The organism is Streptomyces sp. NPDC059524, from assembly GCF_042749255.1.
Lineage (GTDB): Bacteria > Actinomycetota > Actinomycetes > Streptomycetales > Streptomycetaceae > Streptomyces > Streptomyces xanthii.
The window spans coordinates 1-26,262 of sequence record NZ_JBHYTK010000019.1; the positions used below are offsets into that span (position 1 = coordinate 1).

Annotated in this window: 25 protein-coding genes and 1 pseudogene; 15 read left to right on the forward strand and 11 right to left on the reverse strand. The window is 73.6% G+C overall.

Annotated features, from left to right (window positions below):
- The coding region (locus ACFW9D_RS08250; RefSeq protein ID WP_384619236.1) for a sensor histidine kinase at positions 1 to 1,237 on the forward strand (1,237 nt) is incomplete at its 5' end.
- Positions 1,234 to 1,899, forward strand: a complete 666-nt coding sequence (locus tag ACFW9D_RS08255; protein ID WP_384619239.1) for a response regulator — start codon at positions 1,234 to 1,236, stop codon at positions 1,897 to 1,899. The genes ACFW9D_RS08250 and ACFW9D_RS08255, both read left to right, overlap by 4 nt.
- A 314-nt stretch (positions 1,900 to 2,213) precedes the next feature.
- Here the strand turns inward: ACFW9D_RS08255 and ACFW9D_RS08260 are convergent, their stop codons facing one another.
- Positions 2,214 to 3,746 carry an MFS transporter gene (locus ACFW9D_RS08260; RefSeq protein WP_384619242.1) on the reverse strand — a complete coding sequence of 511 codons (1,533 nt, stop codon included), beginning with the start codon at positions 3,744 to 3,746 and terminating at the stop codon, positions 2,214 to 2,216.
- Positions 3,747 to 3,833: 87 nt separating this feature from the next.
- Here ACFW9D_RS08260 and ACFW9D_RS08265 point away from each other — a divergent pair, with 87 nt between their 5' ends.
- Entirely contained in the window at positions 3,834 to 4,244 is a 411-nt protein-coding gene (locus tag ACFW9D_RS08265; RefSeq protein ID WP_188340407.1) for a MarR family winged helix-turn-helix transcriptional regulator, read from the forward strand.
- A gap of 21 nt (positions 4,245 to 4,265) precedes the next feature.
- On the opposite strand, the gene ACFW9D_RS08270 is transcribed toward ACFW9D_RS08265, so the two are convergent.
- Positions 4,266 to 5,003: a maleylpyruvate isomerase family mycothiol-dependent enzyme gene (locus tag ACFW9D_RS08270; RefSeq protein WP_384619244.1), complete on the reverse strand. Its 738-nt coding sequence runs from the start codon at positions 5,001 to 5,003 to the stop codon at positions 4,266 to 4,268.
- A gap of 228 nt (positions 5,004 to 5,231) precedes the next feature.
- On the opposite strand from ACFW9D_RS08270, the gene ACFW9D_RS08275 reads away from it, so the two are divergent.
- Positions 5,232 to 6,113 (forward strand): GNAT family N-acetyltransferase, encoded by an 882-nt coding sequence (locus ACFW9D_RS08275; protein WP_384619246.1) that lies wholly within the window; start codon positions 5,232 to 5,234, stop codon positions 6,111 to 6,113.
- Between the two features lie 102 nt (positions 6,114 to 6,215).
- Here the strand turns inward: ACFW9D_RS08275 and ACFW9D_RS08280 are convergent, their stop codons facing one another.
- Positions 6,216 to 7,424: an MFS transporter gene (locus ACFW9D_RS08280; protein ID WP_384619249.1), complete on the reverse strand. Its 1,209-nt coding sequence runs from the start codon at positions 7,422 to 7,424 to the stop codon at positions 6,216 to 6,218.
- Between the two features lie 598 nt (positions 7,425 to 8,022).
- Entirely contained in the window at positions 8,023 to 8,802 is a 780-nt protein-coding gene (locus tag ACFW9D_RS08285; RefSeq protein WP_188340411.1) for a DeoR/GlpR family DNA-binding transcription regulator, read from the reverse strand.
- A gap of 161 nt (positions 8,803 to 8,963) precedes the next feature.
- Between ACFW9D_RS08285 and ACFW9D_RS08290 the strand changes: the two genes are divergently transcribed.
- From ACFW9D_RS08290 to ACFW9D_RS08305, 4 genes are read left to right on the forward strand one after another with little or no spacing between them, the layout of a single operon-like run.
- Complete coding sequence (locus ACFW9D_RS08290) at positions 8,964 to 9,848, forward strand: SIS domain-containing protein (protein ID WP_384619253.1); 885 nt, start codon at positions 8,964 to 8,966, stop codon at positions 9,846 to 9,848.
- 34 nt (positions 9,849 to 9,882) lie between these two features.
- Positions 9,883 to 10,734, forward strand: coding sequence for a class II fructose-bisphosphate aldolase (locus ACFW9D_RS08295; RefSeq protein WP_188340413.1), 852 nt, complete (start codon positions 9,883 to 9,885; stop codon positions 10,732 to 10,734).
- Between the two features lie 38 nt (positions 10,735 to 10,772).
- The gene (locus ACFW9D_RS08300) at positions 10,773 to 11,420 is read left to right on the forward strand and encodes an alpha-ketoglutarate-dependent dioxygenase AlkB family protein (RefSeq protein WP_384619256.1); all 648 of its coding nucleotides are present in this window, start codon (positions 10,773 to 10,775) and stop codon (positions 11,418 to 11,420) included.
- Between the two features lie 25 nt (positions 11,421 to 11,445).
- Entirely contained in the window at positions 11,446 to 12,705 is a 1,260-nt protein-coding gene (locus ACFW9D_RS08305) for an ROK family protein (protein WP_188341706.1), read from the forward strand.
- Between the two features lie 3 nt (positions 12,706 to 12,708).
- On the opposite strand, the gene ACFW9D_RS08310 is transcribed toward ACFW9D_RS08305, so the two are convergent.
- From ACFW9D_RS08310 to ACFW9D_RS08325, 4 genes are all read right to left on the reverse strand, one after another.
- The gene (locus ACFW9D_RS08310) at positions 12,709 to 13,623 is read right to left on the reverse strand and encodes a phosphotriesterase (protein WP_384619258.1); all 915 of its coding nucleotides are present in this window, start codon (positions 13,621 to 13,623) and stop codon (positions 12,709 to 12,711) included.
- Positions 13,617 to 14,201, reverse strand: coding sequence for a DUF4865 family protein (locus ACFW9D_RS08315; protein ID WP_384619260.1), 585 nt, complete (start codon positions 14,199 to 14,201; stop codon positions 13,617 to 13,619). The genes ACFW9D_RS08310 and ACFW9D_RS08315 overlap by 7 nt, the downstream gene beginning before the upstream one ends.
- Before the next feature lie 34 nt (positions 14,202 to 14,235).
- Complete coding sequence (locus ACFW9D_RS08320; RefSeq protein WP_384619262.1) at positions 14,236 to 14,634, reverse strand: cupin domain-containing protein; 399 nt, start codon at positions 14,632 to 14,634, stop codon at positions 14,236 to 14,238.
- A gap of 62 nt (positions 14,635 to 14,696) precedes the next feature.
- Positions 14,697 to 15,266: a TetR/AcrR family transcriptional regulator gene (locus ACFW9D_RS08325; RefSeq protein ID WP_384619265.1), complete on the reverse strand. Its 570-nt coding sequence runs from the start codon at positions 15,264 to 15,266 to the stop codon at positions 14,697 to 14,699.
- A gap of 181 nt (positions 15,267 to 15,447) precedes the next feature.
- Here ACFW9D_RS08325 and ACFW9D_RS08330 point away from each other — a divergent pair, with 181 nt between their 5' ends.
- From ACFW9D_RS08330 to ACFW9D_RS08340, 3 genes and pseudogenes are all read left to right on the forward strand, one after another.
- On the forward strand, positions 15,448 to 15,744 hold the full coding sequence (locus tag ACFW9D_RS08330) for an SHOCT domain-containing protein (RefSeq protein ID WP_188341707.1): 297 nt from the start codon (positions 15,448 to 15,450) through the stop codon (positions 15,742 to 15,744).
- Positions 15,741 to 16,511, forward strand: coding sequence for an ABC transporter ATP-binding protein (locus ACFW9D_RS08335; RefSeq protein ID WP_384619267.1), 771 nt, complete (start codon positions 15,741 to 15,743; stop codon positions 16,509 to 16,511). Before ACFW9D_RS08330 ends, ACFW9D_RS08335 begins: the two co-directional genes overlap by 4 nt.
- Positions 16,508 to 16,750, forward strand: a pseudogene (locus ACFW9D_RS08340) (hypothetical protein); the annotation flags it as partial. The gene ACFW9D_RS08335 and the pseudogene ACFW9D_RS08340, both read left to right, overlap by 4 nt.
- Before the next feature lie 58 nt (positions 16,751 to 16,808).
- On the opposite strand, the gene ACFW9D_RS08345 reads toward ACFW9D_RS08340, so the two are convergent.
- Positions 16,809 to 18,083 (reverse strand): extracellular solute-binding protein, encoded by a 1,275-nt coding sequence (locus ACFW9D_RS08345; protein WP_384619269.1) that lies wholly within the window; start codon positions 18,081 to 18,083, stop codon positions 16,809 to 16,811.
- A 259-nt stretch (positions 18,084 to 18,342) separates the two neighbouring features.
- Here ACFW9D_RS08345 and ACFW9D_RS08350 point away from each other — a divergent pair, with 259 nt between their 5' ends.
- The 3 genes from ACFW9D_RS08350 to ACFW9D_RS08360 all read left to right on the forward strand — a co-directional run bounded on the left by ACFW9D_RS08350 (position 18,343) and on the right by ACFW9D_RS08360 (position 20,756).
- Entirely contained in the window at positions 18,343 to 19,428 is a 1,086-nt protein-coding gene (locus ACFW9D_RS08350; protein WP_188340327.1) for a LacI family DNA-binding transcriptional regulator, read from the forward strand.
- 99 nt (positions 19,429 to 19,527) lie between these two features.
- Positions 19,528 to 20,010 carry an Lrp/AsnC family transcriptional regulator gene (locus ACFW9D_RS08355; protein ID WP_384619271.1) on the forward strand — a complete coding sequence of 161 codons (483 nt, stop codon included), beginning with the start codon at positions 19,528 to 19,530 and terminating at the stop codon, positions 20,008 to 20,010.
- 32 nt (positions 20,011 to 20,042) lie between these two features.
- The gene (locus ACFW9D_RS08360) at positions 20,043 to 20,756 is read left to right on the forward strand and encodes an HAD family hydrolase (RefSeq protein WP_384619272.1); all 714 of its coding nucleotides are present in this window, start codon (positions 20,043 to 20,045) and stop codon (positions 20,754 to 20,756) included.
- Here the strand turns inward: ACFW9D_RS08360 and ACFW9D_RS08365 are convergent.
- Both ACFW9D_RS08365 and ACFW9D_RS08370 read right to left on the reverse strand, forming a co-directional pair.
- A complete protein-coding gene (locus ACFW9D_RS08365; protein ID WP_384619274.1) occupies positions 20,704 to 22,359 on the reverse strand; it encodes an AMP-binding protein in 1,656 nt (551 codons plus the stop codon). The genes ACFW9D_RS08360 and ACFW9D_RS08365 overlap by 53 nt on opposite strands.
- Positions 22,360 to 22,387: 28 nt before the next feature.
- Positions 22,388 to 23,029: a TetR/AcrR family transcriptional regulator gene (locus ACFW9D_RS08370; RefSeq protein WP_188340323.1), complete on the reverse strand. Its 642-nt coding sequence runs from the start codon at positions 23,027 to 23,029 to the stop codon at positions 22,388 to 22,390.
- Between the two features lie 94 nt (positions 23,030 to 23,123).
- On the opposite strand from ACFW9D_RS08370, the gene ACFW9D_RS08375 reads away from it, so the two are divergent.
- The gene (locus ACFW9D_RS08375) at positions 23,124 to 26,261 is read left to right on the forward strand and encodes a carboxyl transferase domain-containing protein (protein ID WP_384619277.1); all 3,138 of its coding nucleotides are present in this window, start codon (positions 23,124 to 23,126) and stop codon (positions 26,259 to 26,261) included.
- The last annotated feature ends 1 nt before the right edge of the window (position 26,262 follow it).

Here is a 26,262-nt window from a genome sequence, read left to right on the forward strand (position 1 = left end):
GTGGAGCGGGCCGGGGCCCGGGTGGTGGAACCAAGGGCCCGCCTGGTGGAACCGGGCCGGTGGTACGCGGTGGCCGTGGCGGTCCACGGTGTTCGTCACGGCGTTCGTGCTGCTCGGGTCGAGCTTCGCGGGGCACGGCCAGGCCGACCGGGTCCAGCTCGACGTGTTCGCCCGCCTTCTGCTGCTCGCCGCCGGGCTCGCCCTGCTGTGGCGGCAGCGGTACCCCGTCGTCGTCGCCTTCGGCACGGCCGTGCTGGCGCTCGTCTATCTGGGCGCCGGATATCCGTACGGGCCCGTCTTCCTCACCGTGGCGCTGGCCTGCTTCTCCGCGATCGTCGCCGGGTACCGGTGGGCCGCGTGGGGCGCGGTCGGGCTGCTCTGGCTCGGGCATCTCGTCGTCGCGCACTGGCTCTACCCGCACCTGCCGCCCGCCCACGACGACGCCGCGTCCTGGGGGCAGGAAGGGCTGATCCTCGCCTGGGTGCTCGCCATCGTCGCCGTCGCCGAACTGGCCCGGGCGCGCCGCGAGCAATGGCAGCAGGCCCGCGCGGAACGGGAACGGGCCGCCCGCCGGCGCGCCGACGAGGAACGGCTGCGCATCGCCCGCGAACTCCACGACGTCCTCGCCCACTCCCTCTCCGTGATCAACGTGCAGGCGGGCGTCGGCCTCGCCCTGCTCGACGGCGACCCGGAGCAGGCACGCACCGCGCTCACCACCATCAAGGCCGCCAGCAAGGAGGCCCTCGGCGAGGTGCGCCAGGTCCTCGACACCCTGCGGACGCCCGGCGACGCGCCCCGCGCCCCGGCCCCCGGACTCGACCGGCTGCCCGAACTCGTCGAGCAGGCCGGCCACGCCGGACTCACCGTCGACGTCGCTACGGAGGGGAAGCCGGTGCCGCTCGCGCCCGGCGCCGACCTCGCCGCGTTCCGCATCGTGCAGGAGGCGCTGACCAACGTCGTACGGCACTCCGAGTCCCGGCGGGCCCGGGTGCGGGTGCGGCACGACGCCGACGCCGTGATCCTCACCGTCGACGACGACGGGCCCGCGAGCCACGCCGAAGCCGGCGGCAGCGGCAACGGACTCGCCGGAATGCGGGAGCGGGCGGCCGCGCTCGGTGGCACGATCGAGGCGGGCCCGCGGGCCGACGGCGGATTCCGGGTCGTCGCCTCGCTGCCGCGCACACCGCCGGCCGCGTCGCCGGCTCCGCCCGCACCGTCATCGGAGGCACCCCGTTGATCCGTGTCCTGCTCGCCGACGACCAGTCGCTGGTCCGCGCCGGATTCAAGGCGCTGCTCGACGCCCAGCCCGACATCGAGGTGGCGGGCGAGGCCGCCGACGGGGAGGCGGCGGTCCGGATGGTCCGCGAACTGCGGCCCGACGTCGTGCTCATGGACATCCGGATGCCGCTGCTCGACGGGCTCGCGGCGACGCGGCGCATCGGTTACGACCCGGACCTGTCGGCCGTACGCGTCGTCATGCTCACCACCTTCGAGCTCGACGAGTACGTCTTCGAGGCGATCCGCGCCGGGGCGTCCGGGTTCCTCGTCAAGGACACGGAGCCCGACGAACTGCTGCGGGCGGTGCGGGCCGTCGTGGACGGGGACGCGCTGCTGTCGCCCGGGGTGACCCGGCGGCTGATCTCCGAGTTCGCCGCGCGGTCGAAGGAACCGGCTGCGGTGGGGGCGCTCGCGGAGCTCACGGAGCGGGAGCGGGAGGTGATGGCGCTGGTCGGGATCGGGCTGTCCAACGAGGAGATCGCGCGGCGGCTCGTCGTCAGTCCGCTCACGGCGAAGACGCACGTGAGCCGGACGATGGTGAAGCTCGGTGCACGCGATCGGGCCCAACTGGTCGTTCTGGCCTACGAATCGGGCCTGGTCCGGCCGGGCTGGCTGGGCTGACCGCCGCGCGCGTGCTGGGCGGCCCTCGGGGTGGGTTCCGGGCGTGTGGCGCGGCTGCGGGTCGGTGGGGCTTCTCGCGCAGTTCCTCGCGCCCCTGACGGGGCGAGTCCGGCCCGGGACTTGATCAGTCCCGTTCCGCCTGGGGTGGCAGGGCGCTCGTCCCGCGGCGGGTTCGGCGTGGGGTGTGCGCGTGTGGGGCGGCTGCGGCCCCGGTGGGGCTTCTCGCCCAGTTCCCGGCGCCCCTGACGGGGCACGGGGAAGAGGGACCGGCTCGCACCCCCGTGGCGGGCCGGTCCCTCTCGTGCGGGGTGGGGTCAGTCCCGTACGGGGACGCGGTCCTCCGCTGTCTCCGGTACGGAGCGGGCCACGACCACCGAGTCTCGCGAGCGGATGCGCCGCAGGCCCGGCAGCGTGATCAGCAGGCCCACCACGGCGATCGCGGTGACCACCACGAGGCCCGGCCGGAAGCTGTCGAGGACGGCCTGCGGGGAGGAGCCCTCCGGGGCGTTCGCGGTCACGACCGCGGTCACGACGGCGAGGAAGATCGCCCCGCCCACCTGCACGGATGTGTTCAGGAGGCCGGAGACCATGCCCTGTTCGTCGTCGTCCACACCATTGGTGGCCTGGATGTTGAGGGACGGGAAGACCAGGGCGCACGCGGCGCCGATCAGCAGCATCGTCGGCAGGATGACGACCGCGTAGACGGGGTCGAGGTTGATCCGGAGGAAGAGCGCGTAGCCGACGACCATCAGCCCGAAGCCGACCGCGATGAGCCGCGGCGTGCCGAACCGGTCCACGACCGCGCCGACCTTCGTCGAGGACAGCGCCACCAGCGCACCCGCCGGCAGGAACGCCAGCGCCATGCTGAGCGCCGACCAGCCGAGCAGCGACTGCAGGTAGAGCGTCGCGAGGAACTGGAAGCTGACGTACGAGCCGAAGAAGGTCATCGCGCCGAGCTGGGCCCGGATCTGCGAGCCGGAGCGCAGCACGCCGAGCCGGATCAGCGGGCCGGGCGAGCGCCGCTCGATGCGGACGAAGAGGGTGAGGAGGACGGCGACGGCGAGGAAGGAGAGGAGGGTGCGGGGCGAGCCCCAGCCGGCCTCCGGCGCCTGGACCACGGTGAAGACGAGCAGCAGCATCGACAGAGTGCCGGTGACGGCGCCCGGGACGTCGTAGCCGCGGTGGTTCTCCTCCTTGGCGCTGTGCGGGATGAGCTTGATGCCGACGAGCAGCGCGATCAGGGCGATCGGCGCGGGCAGCAGCATCGTCAGGCGCCAGCTGGCCTCGGTGAGCAGTCCGGACAGGACGAGGCCCATGGAGAAGCCGGTGGCGGCGCAGGTGGTGTAGATGGACAGGGCGCGGTTGCGGACCGGGCCCTCGGCGAACGTCGTCGTGATGATGGAGAGGCCGGCCGGTGCGGTGAAGGCCGCGCTGAGGCCCTTGATGAACCGGCTGGCGATGAGCAGCGGCCCGGAGTCGACGAGTCCGCCGAGTACGGAGGCCAGGGCGAAGACGCCGAGCGCGATCAGGAAGACGCGGCGCCGCCCGAGCAGGTCGGCCGCGCGGCCGCCGAGCAGCAGCAGGCCGCCATAGCCCAGGATGTAGCCGCTGACGACCCACTGGAGGGTCGCCGTCGAGAGGCCGAGTTCGGTGCCGATCGAGGGCAGGGCGACGCCGACCATCGAGACGTCGAGCGCGTCGAGGAACATCGCGGCGCAGAGTACGAGCAGGGTCCCCCACAGCCGGGGCGACCAGTGGGACTGGTCCGGTGCGGTCGACGGATCCTTGGCGGTCGGCTCCGGGGACAGCGGAGCGGACGCCGCGGCGTCGGTGAGCGGAGAGGTCATGCGCAGCACACTACATGCACATGCATTGACTGCAAGTGCATTTAATTCCGATGCAACAAAGGGCGTCTTTTCTGCTACGGTGCGGTTATGACGGCACAGGAGTCGGAAGCGAGGGCCGGCGCGGGCCTCGTGGATCAATGGCGGGACATCCTCGCCAAGCACGCGCGCACCATGTGTGAGCTCGACCGCGAGCTGCACGGACACGGCCTGGGCGCCAGCGACTTCGAGGTGCTCGACGTGCTCGCCGAAGGCACCCCGCAGGACGACTCCGCCGGGTTCCGCGTGCAGGAGATCGCCGGCCAGGTCCACCTGAGCCAGAGCGCCCTGTCCCGGCTCATCGGCCGCCTGGAGAAGGACGGCCTCGTCGCGCGCGGCATGTGCAGCGAGGACCGTCGCGGCGTACGGGTGTGCCTGACGCCGAAGGGGCGGGCGCTGCACGCCGAGGTGCGGCCGCTGCAGCGGGCCGTCCTGAGCCGGATGCTGGAGTCCGGCGCCTGACGGCCCGCGCGGCCCGCCGTCTCAGCCCCAGGTGATCGCCGAGTTCTCCCGCCACAGTGTGGCGACGGAGGCGTCGCCGCTCACGGACGGGAACGGCGCGCGGTTCCACAGCGCCACGTACAGGCGCGCGGCGGTCCCGGCCACTTCGCAGTCGGCCTCGCCCGCGTCGCCGGACTCGGTCGCCGGGGGCTCCTGACCGATCCGTACGGTCCACACGCGGTCGGCGTCCGTCGCCCGCACCCGCAGCACCTTGGGCGCGTCGGACCGCACCCGGCTCTTGGGGCGGGCGTGCATGCCGAGGAGCAGTTCCTCGATCCCGTCGACGGCGAGCTCGCGCGGGACGGTGTCCGGCGCGGCCGCTAGCGCCGACTGGGCGTCCACGCGGTGCACGGTCGTCTCGTGCGCCTGCCGCCTCGCCCAGAACGCGAGCGGCGACGGGGCGGGCAGGAAACTCCAGCACGCCACGTCGGGCGCGGCGTGCGTGAGCGTGTCCACGAGCTGGGCGTGCCCCTCCCGGAACCAGGCGATGAGCGCCTCCCCGTCGAGATCGGGCAGCCCTCCGTCGGGGTGGTACGAGGTGTGGCCCTCCGCGACGAAGGCCGCGGCCCAGCGGTGCACCATGCCCGTGTGCCGCAGCAGGTCGCGGATCTGCCAGTCGGGGCAGGTGGGGACCTTGGCGTCGGTCCCGGCCCGCTCGGCGGCGTCCGCGAGCGCGCGGCCCTCCCGGTCGAGGGCCTGAAGGTGTTCGGCGATGTCCATGGGGTGAGTGTGCCGGGTGAAGCCCGCCCCCGGGCAGGAGTTTTTCTCTGTTCTCCTGCGGCCTCAAATGCGTTGCCGGGGAAGGGAGGAGCCGCTAGGTTCGGTGCGCCGTCCGCCCGTTCGGGAGGAGCGGCGCCGTCGACGAGGAGGTGTGGAGCACATGCGCAGGAGTGCCCGGCAGTCGGACCCCCGTACCGCCCATGACCGCATCCTCATCACGGAGACACCTTGTCGCTGCACCTCACCCCGCTGACCGACCCCGCCGACGGGCCGCACGGCCGACGTCTGGCATGGCTGGCGTCCGACGCCGACGAGCACCCCGTCGGCACCGCCTTCCTGCGCCTGTTCACCGACCCCGGCCAGCAGCACCTGGCCGAGCTGACGCTGCGCGTCCACCCCGACGAGCGCCGCAAGCGCGTCGGCTCCCGGCTGCTCGACGCCGCCGTGGCCGCCGCCCGGGACGAGGCCCGGCGCAGCGTCGTCGCGCAGGCCGACGCAGGCTCGTCCGCCGACCGGTTCCTGCCCGCGCGCGGCTTCCGCAAGGTCCTCACCCTGCGGTACGCCCGGCTGCCGCTGGCCGACGTGGACGCCGCCGCACTCGCCGAGACCGTCGAGCGCCCGCATCCCGGCTACCGGCTGGAGGCCTGGCAGGGCACCGTCCCCGACGAACTGGCCGTCACGTTCGCCGCGTCGCGCCGGGCCATGGACGACATGCCCATGGACGACACCGACTACGGCACGGTGACCTGGGACGTGGACCGGGTCCGGGCCGTCGCGCGGGCCGTCGCGGCGCGCGGCGACCGGCTGGACACCGTCGTGGCCGTCGACACCTCGGACGGTTCGATCGCCGGGTTCACCGAACTCGTCACGCCCGGCGACGGCACCGGCGACGGTCAGCACTACGGCACGGGTGTCCTGCCCGAGCACCGGGGACACGGTCTCGGCCGCTGGATGAAGGCCGAGTCGATCCGCCGGGCCCACCGTGACCTTCCGGGCCTCGGCGGCCTGCTGACGGACACGGCGGACAGCAACGCGCACATGCGGCACATCAACGACAGCCTCGGCTACGTGCCGACGCACACGACGCACCAGTACCAGCTGGACCTCTAGCAGCGTACGGGCGGGCCGGGCGGGGGATCTCCCTGCTCGGCCCGCCCTCGTGTGCGTACGCGGGTCGGGCCTGCGCCCTGGGCCGGCCAGGCCCTTCAGGCCTCAACTGCCGACCGCCACCCGCCGCGTCGCGAACCCGATCGTCGCCGCCACCGCCGCGAGCAGCGCCACGCTGGTGAGCGCCGCCGGCAGCGAGAACCAGTCGGCCATGAAGCCGATGGCCGGCGGGCCGAGCAGCATCCCGCCGTAGCCGAGCGTCGACGCCGCCGCGACGCCTGTCGGGCCCGCGAGCGCCCCGGCCCGCTCGACCGCGACGGGGAAGAGGTTCGCGAGGCCGATCCCGGTGATCACGAACCCGGCCAGCGCGAGCCAGACGGAAGGTGCCAGGGCGCCGAGCAGCATGCCGGCCGCGCCCGTCGCCCCGCCCGCCACCAGCGTCCGGGTCCTGCCGAGCCGTTCGAGCAGAGCCGTGCCGCTGAGCCGGCCGATCGTCATGGCGAACGCGAAGCACGCGTAGCTGGCGGCGGCGACGCCCGGGTGGGCGCCCAGGTCCTGCTCCATGTGCAGCGCGCTCCAGTCCGCGAGCGCGCCCTCCCCGTACGCCGTGCACAGGGCGATGAGACCGAAGACCAGCACGATGCCTCGGGTGCCGCGTCGTGTGTCTCGGGGCTGTTCGGTGGGGGCCGGGAGCTGCTCGGGCGGGCGCGGGGCGGGGTGGCGCAGCAGGGTCGGGGCCGTGACCGCAGTGACGACCAGGCCGATCACGGTGATCGCGAGGAGGTGCCGGGTGGGGGACAGGTGCCCCGCGACCAGCCCGCCGAGGCCCGAGCCCACCATGCCGCCCAGGCTGAACGCGGCGTGGAAACTCGGCATCACGGGGCGGCGCAGCGCGGCGACCAGATCTACGGCGGCGCTGTTCATCGCCACGTTGATGCCGCCGTACGCGGCGCCGAACACGAGCAGCACCAGGCCGAGCGTGACGGGGCTGTGGGTGAGCGGCGGCAGCGCCACGGTCAGCGGGAGCAGGACGCCACAGGCGACCGTGACCGTGTGACTGCCGAACCGGCGGCACAACCGCCCCGTCAGCATCATCGTCACCACGGCCCCGGCCGACACCCCGAGCAGCGCGAGCCCCAGCGCGCTCGCGGAGGCCCCGGTCTGCGCCTTGATCGCCGGAATCCGCACCACCCACCCGGCGAAGACGAACCCGTCGAGGGCGAAGAACACGGTCAGGGCGATACGCAGCCGGGTCAGCGGGGCGTTGCGCGGGGCGTCGGCGTTGACGGTCCGGAGTTTGTTCAGTAGCGGCACAAACTCAGGGTAGGGGTGTGGGGCGGGCCCGGACAAGACGGCCTGAGTGAGAGGTGGCCCGCACTCGAGGTGGGCGGGCTTGATGTGGGTGGGGGTGTGGGTGTGCGTGTGGGTGCCGCTGCCGGTGGTGGCGGTGCCGATCCGGCGCCCGGCCGCGCGGTGGGGTCGAGGTAGCCCGAGAGCCCGAGAGCCCGGCGAGGTCCGCGCTGTTCAACTACCGGGCCGAGCCCGCCTTCGGCTCGATGGCCGGTGTCGGCCTGAACCCGCCCTGGCTCGACGGCCGGATTCGGCTCAAGTTCGCCTTAGGCCCGGCAGGGGGGTCTGCGGGTCTGAGCCCGCCCCTGGCCCTGTGTCCGGTGTCGGCCCGAGTTCGCCCTTGGCCCGATGGCCGGTGTCGGCCCGAGCCGCTCCTGACCTGATGGTGGTTGGCGGGCGCGATTCCCCATGGCTCCGTAGCGGCTGTCGGTCCGAGCGCGCTCCTGGCGCGATGGCTGCGGCCGGCCCGAGTCCGTCCCCAGCCCCCCGACGGCCCATCCCGTACCGGCCCGAGCGCGCCGCCCCTACGGGCGCCGTCGTCCGAGGCGCCCTCAGCCCTTCCTCAGACCGCCACCACGGTCACGCCCGCCTCCTCGAAGCGGGCCAGGACCTCCGGGGGTGCCGCCGTGTCCGTGACCAGGACGTCCAGGGCGGACACGTCGCAGATGCGGGCGAAGGCGCGCTGGCCGAGCTTGCTGGAGTCGGCCGCCACGATCACGCGTTCCGCGCGCTCGCACAGGAGGCGGTTGATCGCTGCCTCCGCCTCGTCGTGCGCGGACGCGCCGTGCGTGACGTCCAGGCCGACGACGCCGAGGACGGCGGTGTCCATCGTGATCTGGCCGAGGACCCCGTCGGCGAGCGGGCCGATGAGTTCGTAGGACTGGGGGCGGGCCACCCCGCCGGTGAGCACGATCTTGAACTGGGGGCGCACCGCCAGCTCGTTCGCGATGTTCAGCGCGTTCGTGACGATCGTCAGCGCGGGCGTGCCGGAGGAGAAGTCGGGGCGGACGGCCAGCGCGCGGGCCACCTCGGTCGTCGTCGTGCCGCCGGTGAGGCCCACCGCCTCGCCGGGCGTGAGGAGTTCGGCGACCGCCTTCGCGATGCGCTGCTTCTCGGCGGCCCCCAGCGCCGTCTTGTACCGCAGCGGCAGCTCGTAGCTGACGCCGTGCACGACGGCGCCGCCGCGCGTGCGCACGAGCATCTGCTGCTCCGCCAGTTGATCGAAGTCGCGCCGGATCGTCGCGGCCGAGACGCCGAGTTCGGTCGCCGCGTCCTCCACGTCGAGCCGGCCGCGCTCGACGAGCAGCTCGAGAAGGGACTTCCAGCGGGCGTCGCGGGACATGCGCGGTCTCCATTCGTCGAGCGGCCCGTTCGTCACCGGAACCCTAGCCGGTGTGCGCGCGAATGCTTGATAATGCTTGAAAGATAGCTATACCTTGCAGGAACAAGCAAGAGAGCGAATCGCGCTGGGTCAGCGCGCCGAACCGGGGAGTGGGGCACGGCATGAGCCATGTCGAGAACGAGCTGAACAGCCAGCCGGAGTGCTGGACGCGGGCCGCGGGCCTGGCCGCCCAGCACAAGGCGGCGCTGCCGCAGGCGGGGGAGCGGGTCGCGATCGTCGGCTGCGGCACCTCCTGGTTCATGGCGCAGGCCGCCGCCGTGCTGCGCGAGGAGTCCGGACAGGGCGAGACCGACGCCTTCGCCGCCTCCGAGTTCCCGGCCGGGCGCCGTTACGACCGGGTCGTCGCGCTCACCCGCTCCGGCACCACCACCGAGGTCCTCGACCTGCTGGCCGCCCTCAAGGGCACGGGCCGCACCACCGCGATCACCGGTGACCCCGAGACCCCGATCCGCACCGCCGCCGACGACCTCGTGGTCCTCGAGTTCGCCGACGAGCAGTCCGTCGTGCAGACCCGCTTCGCCACCACCGCGCTCACTCTGCTCCGCGCCCACCTCGGCCTGCACACCGAGCAGGCCGTCGCCGACGCCCGTACGGCGCTCGCCGAGCCGCTGCCCGCGGGCCTCGACGCCTGTGAGCAGTTCACCTTCCTCGGTCGCGGCTGGACCGTGGGTCTCGCCAACGAGGCGGCGCTCAAGATGCGCGAGGCCTCCCTGTCCTGGACCGAGGCGTACCCCGCGATGGAGTACCGCCACGGCCCCATCAGCGTCACCACCCACGGCACCGCCACCTGGATGCTCGGCGAGGCCCCCGAGGGCCTGGCCGAGCAGGTCGCCGGGACCGGCGCGCTGTGGGTGGAGGGCCGCCTCGACCCGCTGGCCGAACTGGTCCGCGCCCAGCGCCTCGCGGTCGCCGTCGCGGCCCGCCGGAACCTCGACCCCGACCAGCCGCGCCACCTCACGCGCTCCGTGATCCTCGACGCCAACTGACCATCGCGTCACCGTACTTGAAAGGGGACATCCCGTGCCTCTCGCAGCAACGGGGACGCTCGTCGGCGCGGCGGCCGCCCGCCGCGGCGCGGTCGCCGCGTTCAACGTCATCACCCTGGAGCACGTCGAGGCCGTCGTGGCGGGGGCCGAGGCCGTCGAGGCCCCGGTGATCCTCCAGATCAGCGAGAACGCGGTGCGCTACCGCTACGGCCGGCTGCTGCCGCTGGCCCGCGCGGCCGCCGCCGTCGCCGATTCCGCCGGCGTCGACGTCGCCCTCCACCTCGACCACGTGCAGAGCGACGAGCTGCTGCGCCAGGCCGCCGACGCGGGCTTCAGCTCGGTCATGTACGACGCGGCGAAACTGCCCTACGACGAGAACCTGGCCGCGACCCGCGCCGCCGCCGACTGGGGCCACGCCAACGGCCTGTGGGTGGAGGCCGAGCTCGGCGAGGTCGGCGGCAAGGACGGGGCCGCGCCGCTCGACGCCCACGCGCCGGGCGCCCGCACCGACCCCGGCGAGGCCCGCGGCTTCGTCACCGACGCGGGCGTGGACGCGCTCGCCGTCGCCGTCGGCTCCTCGCACGCCATGACGACCCGCACCGCCACCCTCGACCACGACCTGCTCAAGCGGCTGGCCGAAGGCCTCGACGTGCCGCTGGTCCTGCACGGCTCCTCCGGCGTCCCCGACGCCGAGCTCGCCGAGGCCGTGCGCGGCGGCATCGCCAAGGTGAACGTGGGCACGGCGCTCAACATCGCGATGACCGGCGCCATCCGCGAGTTCCTCGCGGCGCACCCCGACGCGGTGGACTCCCGCAAGTACCTCACCGTCGGACGCGAGGCCATGATCCGCACGGTCAGCGACCTGATCATGGTGCTGCGCGGCTGACCGGCCGCCCCCCGGCGGACCCGGGCGAGAATGGCCGTATGAACGAGCTCTTCGCCCGGGACCGCAGGGAGATCACCCCCGGCGCCGTGCACCTGCCCGACTGGCTCGGCGCCGAGGCGCAGCGGCACCTGGTCGAGAGCTGCCGCACCTGGGCCGCTCCGCCCGCGGGCCTGCGCGAGGTACTCCTCCCCGGCGGCGGTGCCATGACGGCCCGTCAGTTCTGTCTGGGGTGGCACTGGTACCCGTACGGCTACTCTCGCACCGCTGTCGACGGCGACGGGCAGCCCGTGAAGCCGATGCCCGGCGAACTCGCGGAGCTCGGACGCCGGGCCGCCGAGGAGGCCCTGGGCGAGGCGCCCGCCGAGCCCTACGACATCGCGCTGATCAACCACTACGGTCCCGGCGCCCACATGGGCATGCACCAGGACCGCGACGAACGCTCGCCCGCACCCGTCGTCTCCCTCAGCCTCGGCGACACCTGCGTCTTCCGGTTCGGCAACACCGAGACCCGCACCCGGCCGTACACCGACATCGAGCTGCGCAGCGGCGACCTCTTCGTGTTCGGCGGCCCCGCCCGGTACGCCTACCACGGCGTGCCCCGCACCGATCCGGGCAGCGCGCCCCCGGAACTGGGCCTGAGCGGCCGTCTCAACATCACCCTCCGGGTGAGCGGCTACGATGCCTGACGGTGATCACGGCGAGGAGTTGCTGATGGGCGGCAGGGCGGCCTCCGGAAACGGGGGCCCTACGACGGGCGACGGTGCCGTACGCACACCGCGTCTGGAGCGGGGGCGCAGCGCGCTCGGCCCCGCACTCGAACTCGTCCACACCGGACGCGCCCCGACCCGCGCCGTCCTCACCTCCGAGCTCGGCGTGACCCGCGCCACCGCGGGCGCCGTCGCCGCCGAACTGGAGGCGCTCGGCCTCATCCGGATCGACGCGCGGCCCAGCGCCGCCGCCGGTGCGCAGGGCCGGCCCTCGCACCGCCTCTCCCTCGCCGACGACGGGCCCGTCGCGCTCGCCGCACAGGTCCACTCCGACGGCTACCGCGCGGCGCTCGTCGCTCTCGGCGGCCGCATCGTCGCCAGCGCCCCCGGTCGCGAGATCATCGGTCCCGACCCGGCGCACGTGCTGCGCTCCGTCGTGGAGACCGGCGTGCGGCTCCTGGAGGAGACCGGCCGGCGCTGCGTCGGCGCGGGACTGGCCGTGCCGTCCGCTGTCGCCGAGCCCGAGGGCACCGCCCTCAACCCGCTGCACCTCGCCTGGCCCGCCGGGTCCCCGGTCCGTGAGATCTTCGCCGACCGGGTGCGCGAGGCCGGACTCGACGGGCCCGCCTTCGCCGCGAACGACGTCAACCTGGGCGCGCTCGCCGAGCACCGGCACGGCGCCGGACGGGGCGCCCGCGACCTGCTGTGCGTCGCCACCGGACACCGCGGCGTAGGCGGCGCCCTCGTCCTCGACGGCCGTCTGCACACCGGGAGTTCGGGGCTCGCCCTTGAGGTCGGCCACCTCACCGTGAACCCCGAGGGGCACCCCTGTCACTGCGGAAGCCGCGGCTGCCTCGATGTCGAGACCGACCCGCTCGCCCTGCTCACGGCCGCCGGCCGCACCCCGGACCCCAACGGCTCGCTGCTCACGCAGGCCCGCGAGCTGATCCGTACGCAGAAGGACGACCCCGCGGTCCGCGCGGCCACCGAGGCGCTCATCGACCGCCTCGGCCTCGGCCTGGCCGGGCTGGTCAACATCCTCAACCCGGACCGCATCATCCTCGGCGGCCTGCACCGCTCGCTGCTCGACGCCGACCCGGAGCGGCTGCGCGCCGTCGTCGCCGACCGCAGCCTGTGGGGCCGCAGCGGCGGCGTACCGATCCTGGCCTGCACGCTCGACCACAACAGTCTCGTCGGCGCGGCCGAACTGGCCTGGCAGCCCGTCCTCGACGACCCGCTCGGCGCGCTCACCGCGCAGGGCTGAGGCTCAGGCCCACTCGACGGCGAAGGCCCGGGCCGGGTTGGCGACGAGCACCCGCTCCAGCCCGTCCGCGCCGAGCGCCGTCTCCAGGCGGGGCCGCACCCGCCGCAGCAGATACGGCATCCCCGGGCCGCCGCTCACGGACCGGGCGCCCGCCGTCGTCGTGTCCCCGCCGAGCAGCAGCCGGTCCGCGTACCCGGCGTCGGCCAGCGCGGCCATCGCCTCCGGCATCCGCCAGTCCGTCGCGTGATGGGCGCGCGACGGGCCGTCGAAGGCCAGATAGGCGCCCGAGCGCGCGGCCTCCGCCTGGAGCACGAGGTCGGGGGAGCGGTTGAGGTGCCCGAGGATCACCCGGTGCGCCGGCACCTCCAGCTCACCGCACAGCAGGTCCAGCACGTCCAGCGCGCCCGTCCCCATCTCGTGGTGGACCGCGATCGGCGCCCCCGTCGCGTGATGCGCCTCGGCGGCGGCCGACATCGTCCACCGGGCGTGCGCGTCGAGCGCGTGGAAGCCGCCCGCGACCTTGATCAGGCCCGCCCGCACCCCGCTGTCCCCGATCCCTCCGGTGAGCTCACGCACGAAGAGGGCGGCCAGGTCGGAGCGGCGGACGTCGAGCAACTCCCGCGTGTAGTGCGCCGCTTGATGCATCCCCGTCGCGGCGACGAGGTGCACGCCCGTGGCCTCCGACAGCGCCGGCAGCTCCTCGGCCCGGCGGCCGAGCCCGTACGGCGTCCACTGCACGACGGTGCCGCCGCCTGCCGCCGCGTAGGCCGCCAGCTCCTCCCGCGCGAGGCCGGCGTCGTCGAGCTCCTGCCCCTTCAACAGCGGGCTGCGGAAGAAGAGATGGTCGTGCGCGTCCACGACCCCGAGCAGCGCAGGATCCAGGTCGCCGCGCACACCCCGGACGGCCGCACTCACCACTGCCGCCCCGGCTTCAGACCGTCCCGCTCCGGCTCGGACAGATGCAGAACCTGGAAGACCTCGCCCTCGGCGGCCGGTTCGGTCTCCGACCACACCGAGAAGACGCACCGCTCCCAGGTGCGCGGATCCAGCGCCCCCGCCGCGAACATCACACCCTCGCAAGCGGCGAGTCGGGACACCTCACGCTCCAACTCGGGTACCAGGGACTCCAGTTCGTAACCTTCGGTGATCAGTGTGCGGCGGCGCACCGCGGTACGAGCCGGGGCGTCACCCGCGCGGCCCGGCTCGTACGTCACGCCCATCCAGTGCTGCACCACCGGGCGGCCGAAGTCGGCGGCCAGGCCACGGAATCCGGGACCCCAGAGAAAGCTGTTCATGCCCTCGGAGCCGGCCCACAGGTAGAAGGGCGCGTACTGGTTCACGGGCGAGCCGGCGACGCCGCGCTCCCGCATCAGGTACGCCTTCGCCGCCAGCCCGGGGAAGGCGTCGAGCAGATGCCCCTTCGTGGCGACCCGCTCCCGGATCACGTCCATGTCGTAGTCGGCGGGCAGGGTGATCTCGTACTGCAGCGCGTGCATCGCGGGTTCCTCTCAGGCGTCTCTCGGGCGTCGCTCAGGCATCCGGGTAGGCGGCGGGGCCGACGTGCTCGCCCCAGCACACGGTCGTGCCGTCCTCGGCGGCCTCGACCGTGGCCAGATGGGTCATGGAGGTGCGCGGGCCCGCGCCGTGCCAGTGCCGCTCGTCCGGCTCGATCCACACCGAGTCGCCCGGCCGGATCACCTCCACCGGGCCGCCCTCGCGCTGCACGCGGCCCTCGCCCGCCAGCACGTGCAGCACCTGGCCGCGCGGGTGGGTGTGCCAGGCGGTGTGGGCGCCGGGCGCGAAGTGCACGTTGAACATGCGCAGACGGGACGGCGGTTCGGGTGCCGCGACCTGTTCGAGGCGGACCGTGCCGGTGAAGTGTTCGGCCGGACCCTGCTGGGACACGGTGCCGGTGCGCGTGATCTGCACGGGGAGTCCTCACTCGTAAGAAGGGGAAACTCGCAAGAAGGTGAAAGGGGAAGGGAGTTGAATCAGGGGGCGAGCAGGGAGAGCAGGCCGCGGACGGCACCGTCGAAGGCCTCCGTCGCACCCGAGGCGCGGGCCAGCACATAGCCGCCCTGCACCGTCGCGAGGACTGTCGCCGCGATCTCGGCCGGCACGAGGCGTGGCGCGAACTCCCCGCTGTCCACGCCCTCTTGGACGATCGCGGCGAGCCGGCCCTCGATGTACGCGATCGTCTCGTCGACCGGCGCCCGCAGCTCCGGGTCGGCGATCACGTCCGGGTCCATCGTCAGCCGGCCCACGGGGCAGCCGCGCAGCACGTCGCGCTCGCGCAGCAGGTACGCCTCGATGCGGGCGTACGCCGAGGTGTCCGTGTCCAGCAGCCGGTCCACGGCCGCGCGCAGCTCCGCGCCGGTGCGCCGGATCGCGGCCAGCGCCAGATCCTGCTTGCCGGTGAAGTGGTGGTACATGCTGCCCTGGCCGACGCCCGCGCGCTGCAGGATCGCCTTCGGGCTCGTGCCCACGTAACCGCGCTCCCACAGCAGCTCGCGCGTCGCCTCCACGAGGCGTTCCTGAGTGCTCATGCCCTCACTGTACATACTAGTAGTTACAGAATCGAGGGGGTCGGGACCGAAGCCGGGGGAGCAGGCGCCCGCGGCCCCCGTACTCCCGTGGTGGTACGCGCACTGCCGCCGGCTGCACGACGACTCGGACCCCCCTGCGGCGGGACGCTCGAAGTGTCGGAAAACCCGGCAGCAACCCCCTCGGGAGATGAGTCAGATGGAGACCCTGGCGTACTTCGGCGGTGACGGGCCCGGCCCGTGGATCCTGTTCTTCCCGCTCGTCTGGGCGGCCGTCGTGATCGGCGTCGTGACCCTGCTGCGCCGCACGGTGTGGCGCGGACGCCGCGGGCCCTGGGACCGGGGGCCGCAGGCGCGGACCGACGAGACCTCGCCGATCACCGTGCTCGGCCGGCGCTTCGCCGCCGGTGAGATCGACGAGGACGAGTACTGGCGGCGCCTGAGCGTCCTCGACGAGGAGTTCGGCCGGCACGGCACGAAGGGCGGTGCGGCATGACCACCACGACGCTCACCCGCACCGCGGCGCGCGTCGAGAACGCCGTCAAGGTGTACGGCTCCGGCGACACCGCCGTCCGTGCCCTCGACGGCGTGACCGTCGGCTTCCGCGCCGGACGCTTCACCGCGATCATGGGGCCCTCGGGCTCCGGCAAGTCGACCCTGATGCACTGCGCGGCCGGGCTCGACACCCTCACCGAGGGCTCCGCCCACATCGGCGACACCGAGCTGAGCGCCCTCGACGACCGGCGGCTCACGCTGCTGCGCCGCGACCGGATCGGCTTCGTCTTCCAGGCCTTCAACCTGGTGCCGACCCTCACCGTCGCCGAGAACATCACCCTGCCGACCGATCTGGCCGGACGCCGCCCCGACGCGGAATGGCTGGACGCGCTCATCGACGTCGTGGGACTGCGCGACCGGCTGCACCACCGGCCCGCCGAACTCTCCGGCGGGCAGCAGCAGCGCGTCGCCGTGGCCCGCGCGTTCGCCGGGCGGCCCGAGGTCGTGTTCGCCGACGAACCCACCGGCAACCTCGACTCCCGCTCCGGCGAGGAGGTCCTCGGACTGCTCGGCGACACCGTGCGGCAGACCGGCCGCACCGTCGTCATGGTCACCCACGACCCGGTCGCCGCCGCCCACGCCGACGAGGTCGTCTTCCTCGCCGACGGCCGCCTCGTCGACCGCATGGAACAGCCCACCGCCGACAAGGTCCTCGACCGCATGAAGGCCTTCGACACCGCCGCGTCCCGGCCGGGAGGCCCGTCATGAACGCCTCCGTACGACTCAGCCTCAACTCGCTGCGCGCCCACAAACGGCGCTTCGCCGGAACGTTCACCGCCGTCCTGCTCGGCGTCGCGTTCCTCGCCGGCACCCTCGTCATGGGCGACACGCTGCGCGCCAGTTTCGACTCCCTGTTCGCGGGCGCCACCAGCGGCACCGACGCCGTCGTGCGCAGCGCCGACGCCATCACCACGCCCGGCGAGGCCCAGGGCACCCGGCAGCCGGTGCCCGCCGCGCGCGGCGCCCCCCCCCCCCCCGCCCGCTTGCGCTACGGGACCGCCGGGGTCACTTGGTGAAGCCGGGGACCAGCTTGGTGAAGGCCGTCTCGAGGTTGCCGAGACCCTTGTCGAGGGTCTCCTTGCCGGTCGCGACCTTCGGGAGCTCCTGGTCCATCGGCGTCCACAGCGAGCTGTACTCGGGCAGCTCGGGGCGCGGCTGGGCGGCGGGGAGCACCTTCTGGTAGCCGGCGATGCCCGGGTCGGCGGTGACCTTCGCGGTGTACGCGTCCTCGCGGGTGGGCAGCGTCGAGTTCTTCAGGGCGATCTGCTCCTGCGTCTTCGCGGAGGTCATCCACTTGACGAACTTGAGCGACGCCGCCTGGTGGGCCTTGTCGGAGCCCGCGTAGACGGACAGGTTGTGTCCGCCGGTCGGGGCGCCGGCCTTGCCGCTGGAGCCGGCCGGGACGGTGGCGATGCCGAGGTTAGCCTTGTCCTTGAACGCCGAGCCCTTGTAGAAGTTCGTGATCTCCCAGGGGCCCTGGATGATCGCGGCGACCTTGCCGCTGACGAACGCGTCCTGGATGTGGGCGTAGGCGTCCGCGGTGGCGTCGGCCTTGTGCAGGCCCTTGCCGTCGAACATGCCCTTCCAGGTGGTCAGGCCCTTCTTGGCGGCGGCGGAGGAGATGGTGATCTTCTTGCCCTGGGCGTCGACGGTGTCGGTGCCCTCGCCGAAGAGGAACGGCTGGGCGTAGTAGCCCGCGGTGGAGGCCCAGTAGCCGTCGACGCCGGTCTTGTCCTTGACCTTGGCCGCGTCGGCCTTCAGCTCCTCCCAGGTGGTGGGCGCCTCGGTGATGCCCGCCTTCTTGAAGAGCGCCTTGTTGTAGACGAGGGCCAGGGTGTCGGTGACCAGCGGCACGCCGTAGGTCTTGCCGTCGAACTGGGCCTGCTTGATCAGGCTCGGCTGGAACTTGTCCTGGTCGGCGAGGGCCTCGGTGCCGTCGAGCGGCAGCAGGTAGCTCTTCTTCGCGAACGCGGGCGTCCAGCCGACCTCGGCGCGCAGCACGTCCGGGGCACCGCTCGCGCCGGCGGCGGTGTCGAACTTGTTCTGCGCCTGGTCGAAGGGCACGTTGGTGTACTTGACCTTGATGCCGGGGTTCGCCTTCTCGAACTCCTTGGCCAGGGCCTTGTACGTGGGGGCCTCGTTCGTCGCGTTCGAGGTGTCCCACCAGGTGATGGTGACCGGGCCCGACGCCTTGCCGCCGTCCTCGTCACTTCCGCCGCAGGCCGTCGCCGCGAGTGCGAGGGACGCCACCACCGCGGTGGCCGCTATGCCACGCCGCATGAGATCTCCTAGAGGGTGAAAGCCCGTGTTTGGCTCTGCCGACTGGGCCGCTGCGGCCGCCGGGCGACGTGAACGTAACAGCGCGGTAAGCCGTACGAAAGACCTTGCTGAAAAATTTTGCAGCCCGAGCTGCAAGCGTTATGTGATTTGCCCAATTTTGCTCTCTCTTGCCCGGCTGCAAGGCTCTGCAAGGTCTTGCCACGGGGCCGTCACACAGGGATCATCTGAGGTCTTGTCCTGTTGCTCTACGAGGAGTGCGATGACGCAGCTGCCCGCACAGGCCGGCCGCCGGCCCGTGCCGTCCCCGCCCGCGACCGCCCGCCTGGCCGACATCGCGGCGCAGGCCGGTGTCAGCGAGGCGACGGTCAGCCGCGTGCTGAACGGGAAGCCCGGCGTCGCCTCCGCCACCCGGCAGTCCGTGCTCGCCGCCCTCGACGTGCTCGGCTACGAGCGGCCGGTCCGGCTGCGCCGCCGCAGCGAGGGCCTGGTCGGCCTGATCACGCCCGAGCTGGAGAACCCGATCTTCCCGGCGCTCGCGCAGGTCATCGGCCAGGCGCTGACCCGCCAGGGCTACACGCCGGTGCTGGCCACGCAGACCCCCGGCGGCTCCACCGAGGACGAGCTGACCGAGATGCTCGTCGACCGCGGGGTCACCGGCATCATCTACGTCTCCGGACTGCACGCCGACACCACGGCGGACACCCAGCGCTACGAGCAACTGCGGGCCCAGGGCGTCCCGTTCGTCCTCGTGGACGGCTTCTCGCCCAAGGTGCAGGCGCCGTTCATCTCGCCGGACGACCGGGCCGCGATGCAGCTCGCCGTCACGCATCTCGCGGCGCTCGGACACAGCCGGATCGGGCTCGCGCTCGGTCCGAAGCGGTTCGTGCCGGTGCAGCGCAAGATCGAGGGCTTCGTGCGCGCGATGCAGGACCGTTTCTCTCTCGCGCCCGAGGACATCGAACGCGAGCTCGTCCAGCACTCCCTCTACACGCTGGAGGGCGGCCAGGCCGCGGCCTCCGACCTGCTCGACCGCGGCTGCACGGCGATCGTGTGCGCGAGCGACATGATGGCCCTCGGCGCGATCCGCGAGGCGCGCCGGCGGGGCCTGGAGGTCCCGGACGACGTGTCGGTGGTCGGCTTCGACGACTCCCCGCTGATCGCGTTCACCGACCCGCCCCTGACGACGGTGCGCAAGCCGGTGCAGGCCATGGGCCAGGCGGCGGTCCGCGCGGTCCTGGAGGAGATCGGCGGAACGCCCACCCCGCACACCGAGTTCGTCTTCATGCCGGAACTGGTGGTGCGCGGCTCGACGGCATCGGGACCTGGGGTGACCGGGCGGTCCTGAAGGGGTTGTCGGGCCGGGCGGGCGTGCCGGGCCATTGGTACAGTCGGTGGCGCCTGACTCGTACCACCCTGTCGCCATGCCGTAGGGAGCACGCCGCCGATGGCCGTGGATCAGCTCGACACCCGGATTCTGCGGCTGCTCCTGGAGCAGCCGCGTACGAGTGTGCGCGAGTACGCGCGGATCCTCGGGGTCGCCCGGGGCACGCTCCAGGCCCGGCTGGACCGTCTGGAACGGGACGGCGTGATCACCGGCACGTCGCCCACCCTCTCCCCCGCCGCGCTCGGGCATCCGGTGCTGGCCTTCGTGCACATCGAGGTCACCCAGGGGCACCTCGCCGACGTGGGCGACGACCTGGCGGGCGTTCCGGAGATCATCGAGGCGTACTCGATCACCGGCGGCGGCGACCTCCTCGCCCGGGTCGCGGCGCGCGACGCGGGGCACCTGGAGGACATCGTGCAGCAGCTCAACCGGCTGCCCGGGGTCGTCCGCACCCGCACCGAGGTGGCGCTGCGCGAGCGGGTTCCGCACCGGGTGCTGCCGCTGGTCGAGGCGATCGGGCGCGCGGCAGCCGAGCGCAGGTGATCCGGGCCGCCGGTTCCTGCATGCTGGAAGGCATGAGCGACCATCTGCCCGCGTACCGGCTCGGCACGACGGCCGTCGTCTTCGATCTGGACGGCACCCTCGTGGACAGCGAGCCCAACTACTTCCGGGCGGCGCTCGGCACGCTCGCCCGGTACGGCGTCACGGACTTCACGTGGGCCGACCACGAGAAGTACGTCGGCATCTCCACGCTGGAGACCATCGGGATCTGGAAGCGCCGGTACGGCATCGCGGCGCCCGCGGACGAACTGCTCGACGACATGAACTCCCGCTATCTGGAGCTGGCCCGCGCCGAGACGCACGTGTTCCCGCAGATGCGGCTGTTCCTGGAGCACCTGCACGCGGAGGGCGTCCCGATGATCGTCGCCTCGGGTTCGTCCCCGGAGGCCATCGAGGCGATCCTCGCGGGCACAGGGCTGACCGGGCAGCTGTCGCGGTACGTCTCGGCGGACGAGGTCGAGCACGGCAAGCCGGCCCCCGACGTGTTCCTGGAGGCGGCCCGCCGGCTCGGGGTGGCGCCGCGGCACTGCGTGGTCCTGGAGGACGCGGCACCGGGGGCGGCGGCGGCGCACGCGGCGGGCATGCGCTGCATCGCCGTCCCGTACGTCGCCGCGCAGGCCGGCGACCCCGCGTTCACCACCGTGGACCTGCTCTTCAAGGGCGGTCAGGAGGAGTTCACGGCGCGGGCCGCGTGCGAGTGGCTCGAGCGGTCAGCTCCGTCTTCCTGATCTTCCCGGTCGGGGTGAGCGGCAGTTCGGGGACGACTTCGACGACCTGCGGGATCTTGTAGCCGGCCATGGTCGTGGCGGCCCACGCGCGCAGGGCCTCGCCGGTCAGCGCGGAGCCCTCGGCGACCCGTACGAACGCGTGCGGGCGCTCGCCGCTGTCGGGGTCGGGCACGGCGACGACCGCGGCGGCGAGCACCTCGGGGTGCTGTCCGAGCAGCGTCTCGACCTCGGTCGGGAAGACGCTCATGCCCTTGACCTTGATCATGTCCTTGTTGCGGCCCAGGTAGTGCAGGCAGCCGTCCTCGTCGAGGGCGCCGATGTCGCCGGTGTGCAGCCAGCCGTCGCGCAGGGCGCTCGCGGTGGCGGCGGGCGCGCGCCAGTAGCGGGTGAGGACGGAGGGGCCGCGGACGACGATCTCGCCGCGCTCGCCGAGGGGCAGCGGGTCGCCGGTGACGAAGTCGACGACCATGAAGTCGGTGCCGGGAACCGGCAGTCCGCAGAAGACGGGGTCGCTGACCAGGTCGTGGTCGCCGTCCTGGAAGCCGAGGGTGTTGGTGTCGCTGGTGTGCGTCTCGGTCATCCCGTACGAGGCCTCGCGCAGGACGCTGTGCTCGCCGACGGCCGCCTTCCAGCGGGCCCGGATGTCGGGGGTGAGCTTGCGGATGAAGGACACGGTGAGCGGCGCGGTCAGCGTGGACAGGTCATGGCGGGACAGCTCGGGACGGTCGAGGAGTTCGAGGTAGTTCTCGACCGTCCCGGCGAGCGTGGTGACGCCGTGCTCGCCTATGGCGCGCAGCACGGCGCCCGCGTTCCAGCGGGGCAGGAGCACGCTGGTGCCGCCGGAGACGAGCGGGGCGAGGATGCCGAGGTTCTCGCCGGCGATCCAGAAGACGGGGAGGTAGCAGAGCGAGACGATGCGCTCGGTGCGGGCGGCGGGGTCCGCGGCGCGGCCGTTCTCGATGGCGGTGGCCGTGTAGACCATGTGCCGCTGAGTGTGTTCACAGCCCTTGGGCATGCCGGTGGTGCCGCCGGTGTAGTTGAGGGCGGCGAGCGCGTCGAGGTCGTCGGCGATCGGCTCGTGGCGGGCGTGCGCGGTCGCGGCCGGCCAGTCGGCGTCGGCGAGGACGGTGCGGACGGGGGTGTCGGCGCGCACCGCGTCGAGGACGGGCAACAGCGGGTCGTGGGTGACGACGACCTCGGGGGCGGCGTCGGTCAGTTCGTGCCGCAGTTCGGCCGCGTGGAACATCGGGTTGACGGGCACGTGCACGGCGCCGAGGCGCAGCACGGCGAGCATGGTGACGACGAAGCGCGCGCCGTTGGGCAGGAAGACGCCGACGCGGTCGCCGGGCCGTACGCCCTCGTCGTGCAGCCGGCCGGCCACGCGGGCGCAGAGGTCGTCGAGCGCGCGGTAGTCGAGCGTGCCGTCGTCGGTGACCAGGGCGGGGCGATCGGGGTGGAGCGCGGCCCAGCGGGCTATGTGGGCGGGGACGGTGAGCTCGCCCGCGGGATGGACGGTGCGGGCGGGCTGGCGGCCCGCGCGGGACTTCGCCTGCCGTGCCCGCAGGTCGGTCAGGTACGCCTCGACGTGTGTGCCGGTGGTCAACGTGCGGCTCCCTACTCATGGTGTGCGGCTACTGCTGCGCTGCTGCTCCGATACCGAGGAGGTGCAGGTACATGGCGGTCACGTCGCGGACCGCCGCGTCGCGGGTGTCCGGCCGCTCGGCGACGAGCCGGGCGAACTCCACGCTCATGCCGCCGACCGCGCGGGACAGCGTGAGCGGGTCGACGACGGGGTGGGCGAGGCCCTCGGCGGCGACGCGGCGCACGTAGCGCGCGGCGCGGCGCACGGGACGCTCGCGGATCTCCTCCCACAGCGCCCGCACCTCGGCGTCGGTGCGCGCCTGCTGCTCGATCAGGGAGAGGAGCGGCAGGTGGTGGGCGTAGGCGGTGACGAAGGCCGCGGTGGAGGCCGCGGCGACGGCCGGTACGTCGTCGGTGTCGACGCCCGGCACGTCCTGCGCGGCGAGGAACGCGTCCCGCACCCGCGCCGCGAGCACCCGGAACACCTCGTCCTTGGAGGCGAAGTACACGTAGAAACCGGCCCGGGAGACCTCGGCCTCGGCGGTGATGTGGGCGATGGTCGCCGGACCGTGTCCGAGGCGCGCGAAGACGGTCTCGGCGGCGTCGAGGAGCCGGCCGCGGGCCGGTGCGTCCGTGCGGTCGCGGGCCGTGCGCGTCGCCCATTCCTGCTGTGTCTGCTGTCTGCGTGCCACGGGGCCCAAGAGTATTGACGTTGACGTCAATGTCAATGAAGCTGACGGACATCCGTCCACGCCCGTCCGACCACGACCTTCACCGGAGGAGCTCATGGGGTCTGCCGCCGTCCTCGTCGCCAATCGCGGGGAGATCGCCGTACGGGTGCTGCGCGCGGCCGCCGAACTGGGGATGCGCACGGTCGCCGTGCACGAGCCGGGTGACGAGGCGCATGTGCGGGCCGCCGACGAGAAGGCGGCGCTCGCGGCCGGGGGCTGTCTCGACGCGGCCGCGCTGGTGGACGCCGCGCGGCGCACGGGCTGCGGGTATCTGCATCCGGGGTACGGGTTCCTGAGCGAGTCGTCCGAGCTGGCCCGGCGCTGCGCCGAGGCCGGGATCGTCTTCGTCGGCCCCTCCCCCGACGTCCTCGACCTGTTCGGCGACAAGGCCCGGGCACGGGCCCTCGCCGTCGAGGCGGAGGTGCCGGTGCTGCCGGGCACGCTCGGCGCGACCTCGCTCGACGAGGCACGGGAGTTCCTCGCGGGCGGGCCGGTCATGGTGAAGGCGCTCGGCGGGGGCGGCGGGCGCGGGATGCGCGTCGTGCGCACGCCGTCGGAGCTCGGCGCGGCGTGGGAGCGGTGCGCGTCGGAGGCACGGCAGGCCTTCGGGCGGGCCGAGTTGTACGTGGAGCGGCTGTGGGAGGGCGCCCGGCACATCGAGGTGCAGATCGTCGCGGACGGCTCCGGTGCGGTGGCGCACCTGTGGGCCCGGGACTGCAGCGCGCAGCGGCGGCACCAGAAGCTGGTGGAGATCGCGCCCGCGCCCGGACTGAACGCGGCGGTGCGGGACCGGCTGCTCGACAGCGCGCTGCGGCTCGCCCGCGCGGCCGGCTACGAGGGCGTGGGCACGGTCGAATTCCTGGTGCGGGGCGAGGAGTTCGTGTTCATGGAGGCCAATCCGCGCCTTCAGGTGGAGCACACGGTGACCGAGGAGGTGACCGGCGTCGACCTCGTCGCGGCGCAGCTGCGCATCGCGGCGGGCGAGCGGCTCGCCGACCTGGGGCTGGCCGGTGCCCCGCCCGCGCCGCGCGGGTTCGCGGTGCAGGTGCGGGTCAACGCGGAGACCACGGCGGCGGACGGCGCGGTGCGTCCCTCCGCCGGGCGGATCACCCGCTTCGATCTGCCGACGGGGCCCGGGGTGCGGGTGGACACGGCGGTGCGCACCGGTACGGAGATCGGCACGCGCTTCGACTCGCTGCTCGCCAAGGTCGTGGCGCACGCGCCGGGCGGCGGTCCGGACGCGGCGTGCGGGCGGGCCCGGCGGGCGCTGGACGAGTTCGTGGTGGAGGGTGTCTCGACGGGGGTGCCGCTGCTGCGCGCGCTGCTCGGCCATCCCGGTTTCACGGCGGGCGGCGTCGACACGGGCTTCGTCGAGCGGCACCTCGCCGAGCTGGCGCCGCCCGAGGCGCCCCGGCCGGACACGGACGCGGGCACGCTCGTCGCGCCGATGAGCGGCACGGTCGTCGCGGTGGAGGCGGAGCCCGGCCGGGCGGTCGCGGCGGGCGCGGTGCTCGTCGTCCTGGAGGCCATGAAGATGGAGCACGTGGTGCGCGCCGAACAGGCCGGTGTCGTCAGGGAATTGCGGGCGGCGGTCGGGGAGACGGTCGCCGAGGGCGCGGAGCTGGTGCTGCTGGATCCGGGCGAGGCGGGGCCCGCGGAGCGGGAGGACGCCGGGCCGGTGGACCTCGACGCGGTGCGGCCGGATCTGGCGGAGGTCGTGGCGCGGCACGCGTTCGGACTGGACGGGAACCGGCCGGGGGCGGTCGCCAAGCGGCACGCGGCGGGCCGGCGGACGGCGCGCGAGAACCTGGAGGACCTCTGCGACCCGGGCACGTTCACCGAGTTCGGCGCGCTGGCGGTCGCGGCGCAGCGCCGCCGGCGCCCGCTGGAGGAGCTGATCCGGGACACGCCCGCCGACGGGATGGTCACCGGCACGGGCCGGGTCGGCGGCGCGCCGGTCGTCGCCATGTCGTACGACTACACGGTGCTCGCCGGGACGCAGGGCATGAACAACCACGCCAAGACGGACCGGATGCTGGAGGTCGCGGAGCGGCGCGGGCTGCCGGTCGTGCTGTTCGCGGAGGGCGGGGGCGGCCGGCCCGGGGACACGGACTCGACGGCGGTCGCCGGGCTGAACGTGACGACGTTCCATCACATGGCGCGGCTCAGCGGCCGGGTGCCGCTGGTCGGCATCGCGTCCGGCCGCTGCTTCGCGGGGAACGCGGCGCTGCTCGGTTCCTGCGACGTCGTGATCGCGACGCCGGAGGCGAACATCGGGATGGGCGGCCCGGCGATGATCGAGGGCGGCGGGCTGGGCGTGCACCGGCCGGAGGACATCGGGCCGCTGTCGGTGCAGGTGCCGAACGGGGTGGTCGACCTGCCGGTCGCCGACGAGGCGGAGGCGGTGCGGGTGGCCCGCGCCTACCTGTCGTACTTCCAGGGGGTGCAAGGGGGTTGGGAGGCTGCGGACCAGCGGCTGCTGCGGCATGTGGTGCCGGAGAACCGGCGGCGGGCCTACGACGTGCGGGCCGCGGTCGAGGGGCTGGCCGATGCCGGCTCGGTGCTCGAACTGCGGCGCGGGTTCGGGGTCGGCGTGGTGACGGCGCTGATCCGGGTCGAGGGCCGGCCGATGGGGCTGCTCGCGAACAACCCCGGGCATCTGGGCGGTGCGCTGGACCGGGACGCGGCCGACAAGGCGGCGCGCTTCCTGCGGCTGTGCGAGTCCTTCGGGCTGCCGGTGCTCTCGCTGTGCGACACCCCGGGCTTCATGGTCGGCCCGGACGCCGAACGCACGGCGACGGTACGGCAGTTCGCGGATCTGTTCGTGGCCGGGGCGCGGCTCACGGTTCCGCTCGTGTGCCTGGTGCTGCGCAAGGCGTACGGGCTCGGGGCGATGGCCATGATGGGCGGCTCGACACGGGCGCCGCTCGCCACGGCGGCCTGGCCGAGCGGCGAGTTCGGCGGGATGGGGCTCGAGGGCGCGGTGCGGCTCGGCTACCGCAGGGAGCTCGCCGCGATCGCCGACCCGGCCGAGCGCGAGCGGGCCTTCCAGGAGCGGGTCGCCGAGCTGTACGAGCACGGCAAGGCGGTCAACACAGCGGCCGCGCTGGAGATCGACGGGGTGATCGACCCGGCCGCGTCCCGCGCCTGGCTGCTGTCCGCGCTGGACGCGCCGGCGGCGGCGCGGCATTGAC

Excerpts from the sequence above, each read along its gene's own strand:
- ACFW9D_RS08265 (WP_188340407.1), top strand. The coding sequence starts at position 3,834 with ATGACGGCACAGGAGTCGGAAGCGAGGGCCGGCGCGGGCCTCGTGGAT.
- ACFW9D_RS08360 (WP_384619272.1), top strand. The coding sequence starts at position 20,043 with ATGAGCGACCATCTGCCCGCGTACCGGCTCGGCACGACGGCCGTCGTC.
- ACFW9D_RS08270 (WP_384619244.1), bottom strand. The coding sequence starts at position 5,003 with ATGGACATCGCCGAACACCTTCAGGCCCTCGACCGGGAGGGCCGCGCG.
- ACFW9D_RS08305 (WP_188341706.1), top strand. The coding sequence starts at position 11,446 with ATGGGCGGCAGGGCGGCCTCCGGAAACGGGGGCCCTACGACGGGCGAC.
- ACFW9D_RS08330 (WP_188341707.1), top strand. The coding sequence starts at position 15,448 with ATGGAGACCCTGGCGTACTTCGGCGGTGACGGGCCCGGCCCGTGGATC.
- ACFW9D_RS08325 (WP_384619265.1), bottom strand. The coding sequence starts at position 15,266 with ATGTACAGTGAGGGCATGAGCACTCAGGAACGCCTCGTGGAGGCGACG.
- ACFW9D_RS08260 (WP_384619242.1), bottom strand. The coding sequence starts at position 3,746 with ATGACCTCTCCGCTCACCGACGCCGCGGCGTCCGCTCCGCTGTCCCCG.
- ACFW9D_RS08290 (WP_384619253.1), top strand. The coding sequence starts at position 8,964 with ATGAGCCATGTCGAGAACGAGCTGAACAGCCAGCCGGAGTGCTGGACG.
- ACFW9D_RS08375 (WP_384619277.1), top strand. The coding sequence starts at position 23,124 with ATGGGGTCTGCCGCCGTCCTCGTCGCCAATCGCGGGGAGATCGCCGTA.
- ACFW9D_RS08345 (WP_384619269.1), bottom strand. The coding sequence starts at position 18,083 with ATGCGGCGTGGCATAGCGGCCACCGCGGTGGTGGCGTCCCTCGCACTC.
- ACFW9D_RS08315 (WP_384619260.1), bottom strand. The coding sequence starts at position 14,201 with ATGCACGCGCTGCAGTACGAGATCACCCTGCCCGCCGACTACGACATG.
- ACFW9D_RS08300 (WP_384619256.1), top strand. The coding sequence starts at position 10,773 with ATGAACGAGCTCTTCGCCCGGGACCGCAGGGAGATCACCCCCGGCGCC.
- ACFW9D_RS08355 (WP_384619271.1), top strand. The coding sequence starts at position 19,528 with ATGGCCGTGGATCAGCTCGACACCCGGATTCTGCGGCTGCTCCTGGAG.
- ACFW9D_RS08285 (WP_188340411.1), bottom strand. The coding sequence starts at position 8,802 with ATGTCCCGCGACGCCCGCTGGAAGTCCCTTCTCGAGCTGCTCGTCGAG.
- ACFW9D_RS08350 (WP_188340327.1), top strand. The coding sequence starts at position 18,343 with ATGACGCAGCTGCCCGCACAGGCCGGCCGCCGGCCCGTGCCGTCCCCG.
- ACFW9D_RS08335 (WP_384619267.1), top strand. The coding sequence starts at position 15,741 with ATGACCACCACGACGCTCACCCGCACCGCGGCGCGCGTCGAGAACGCC.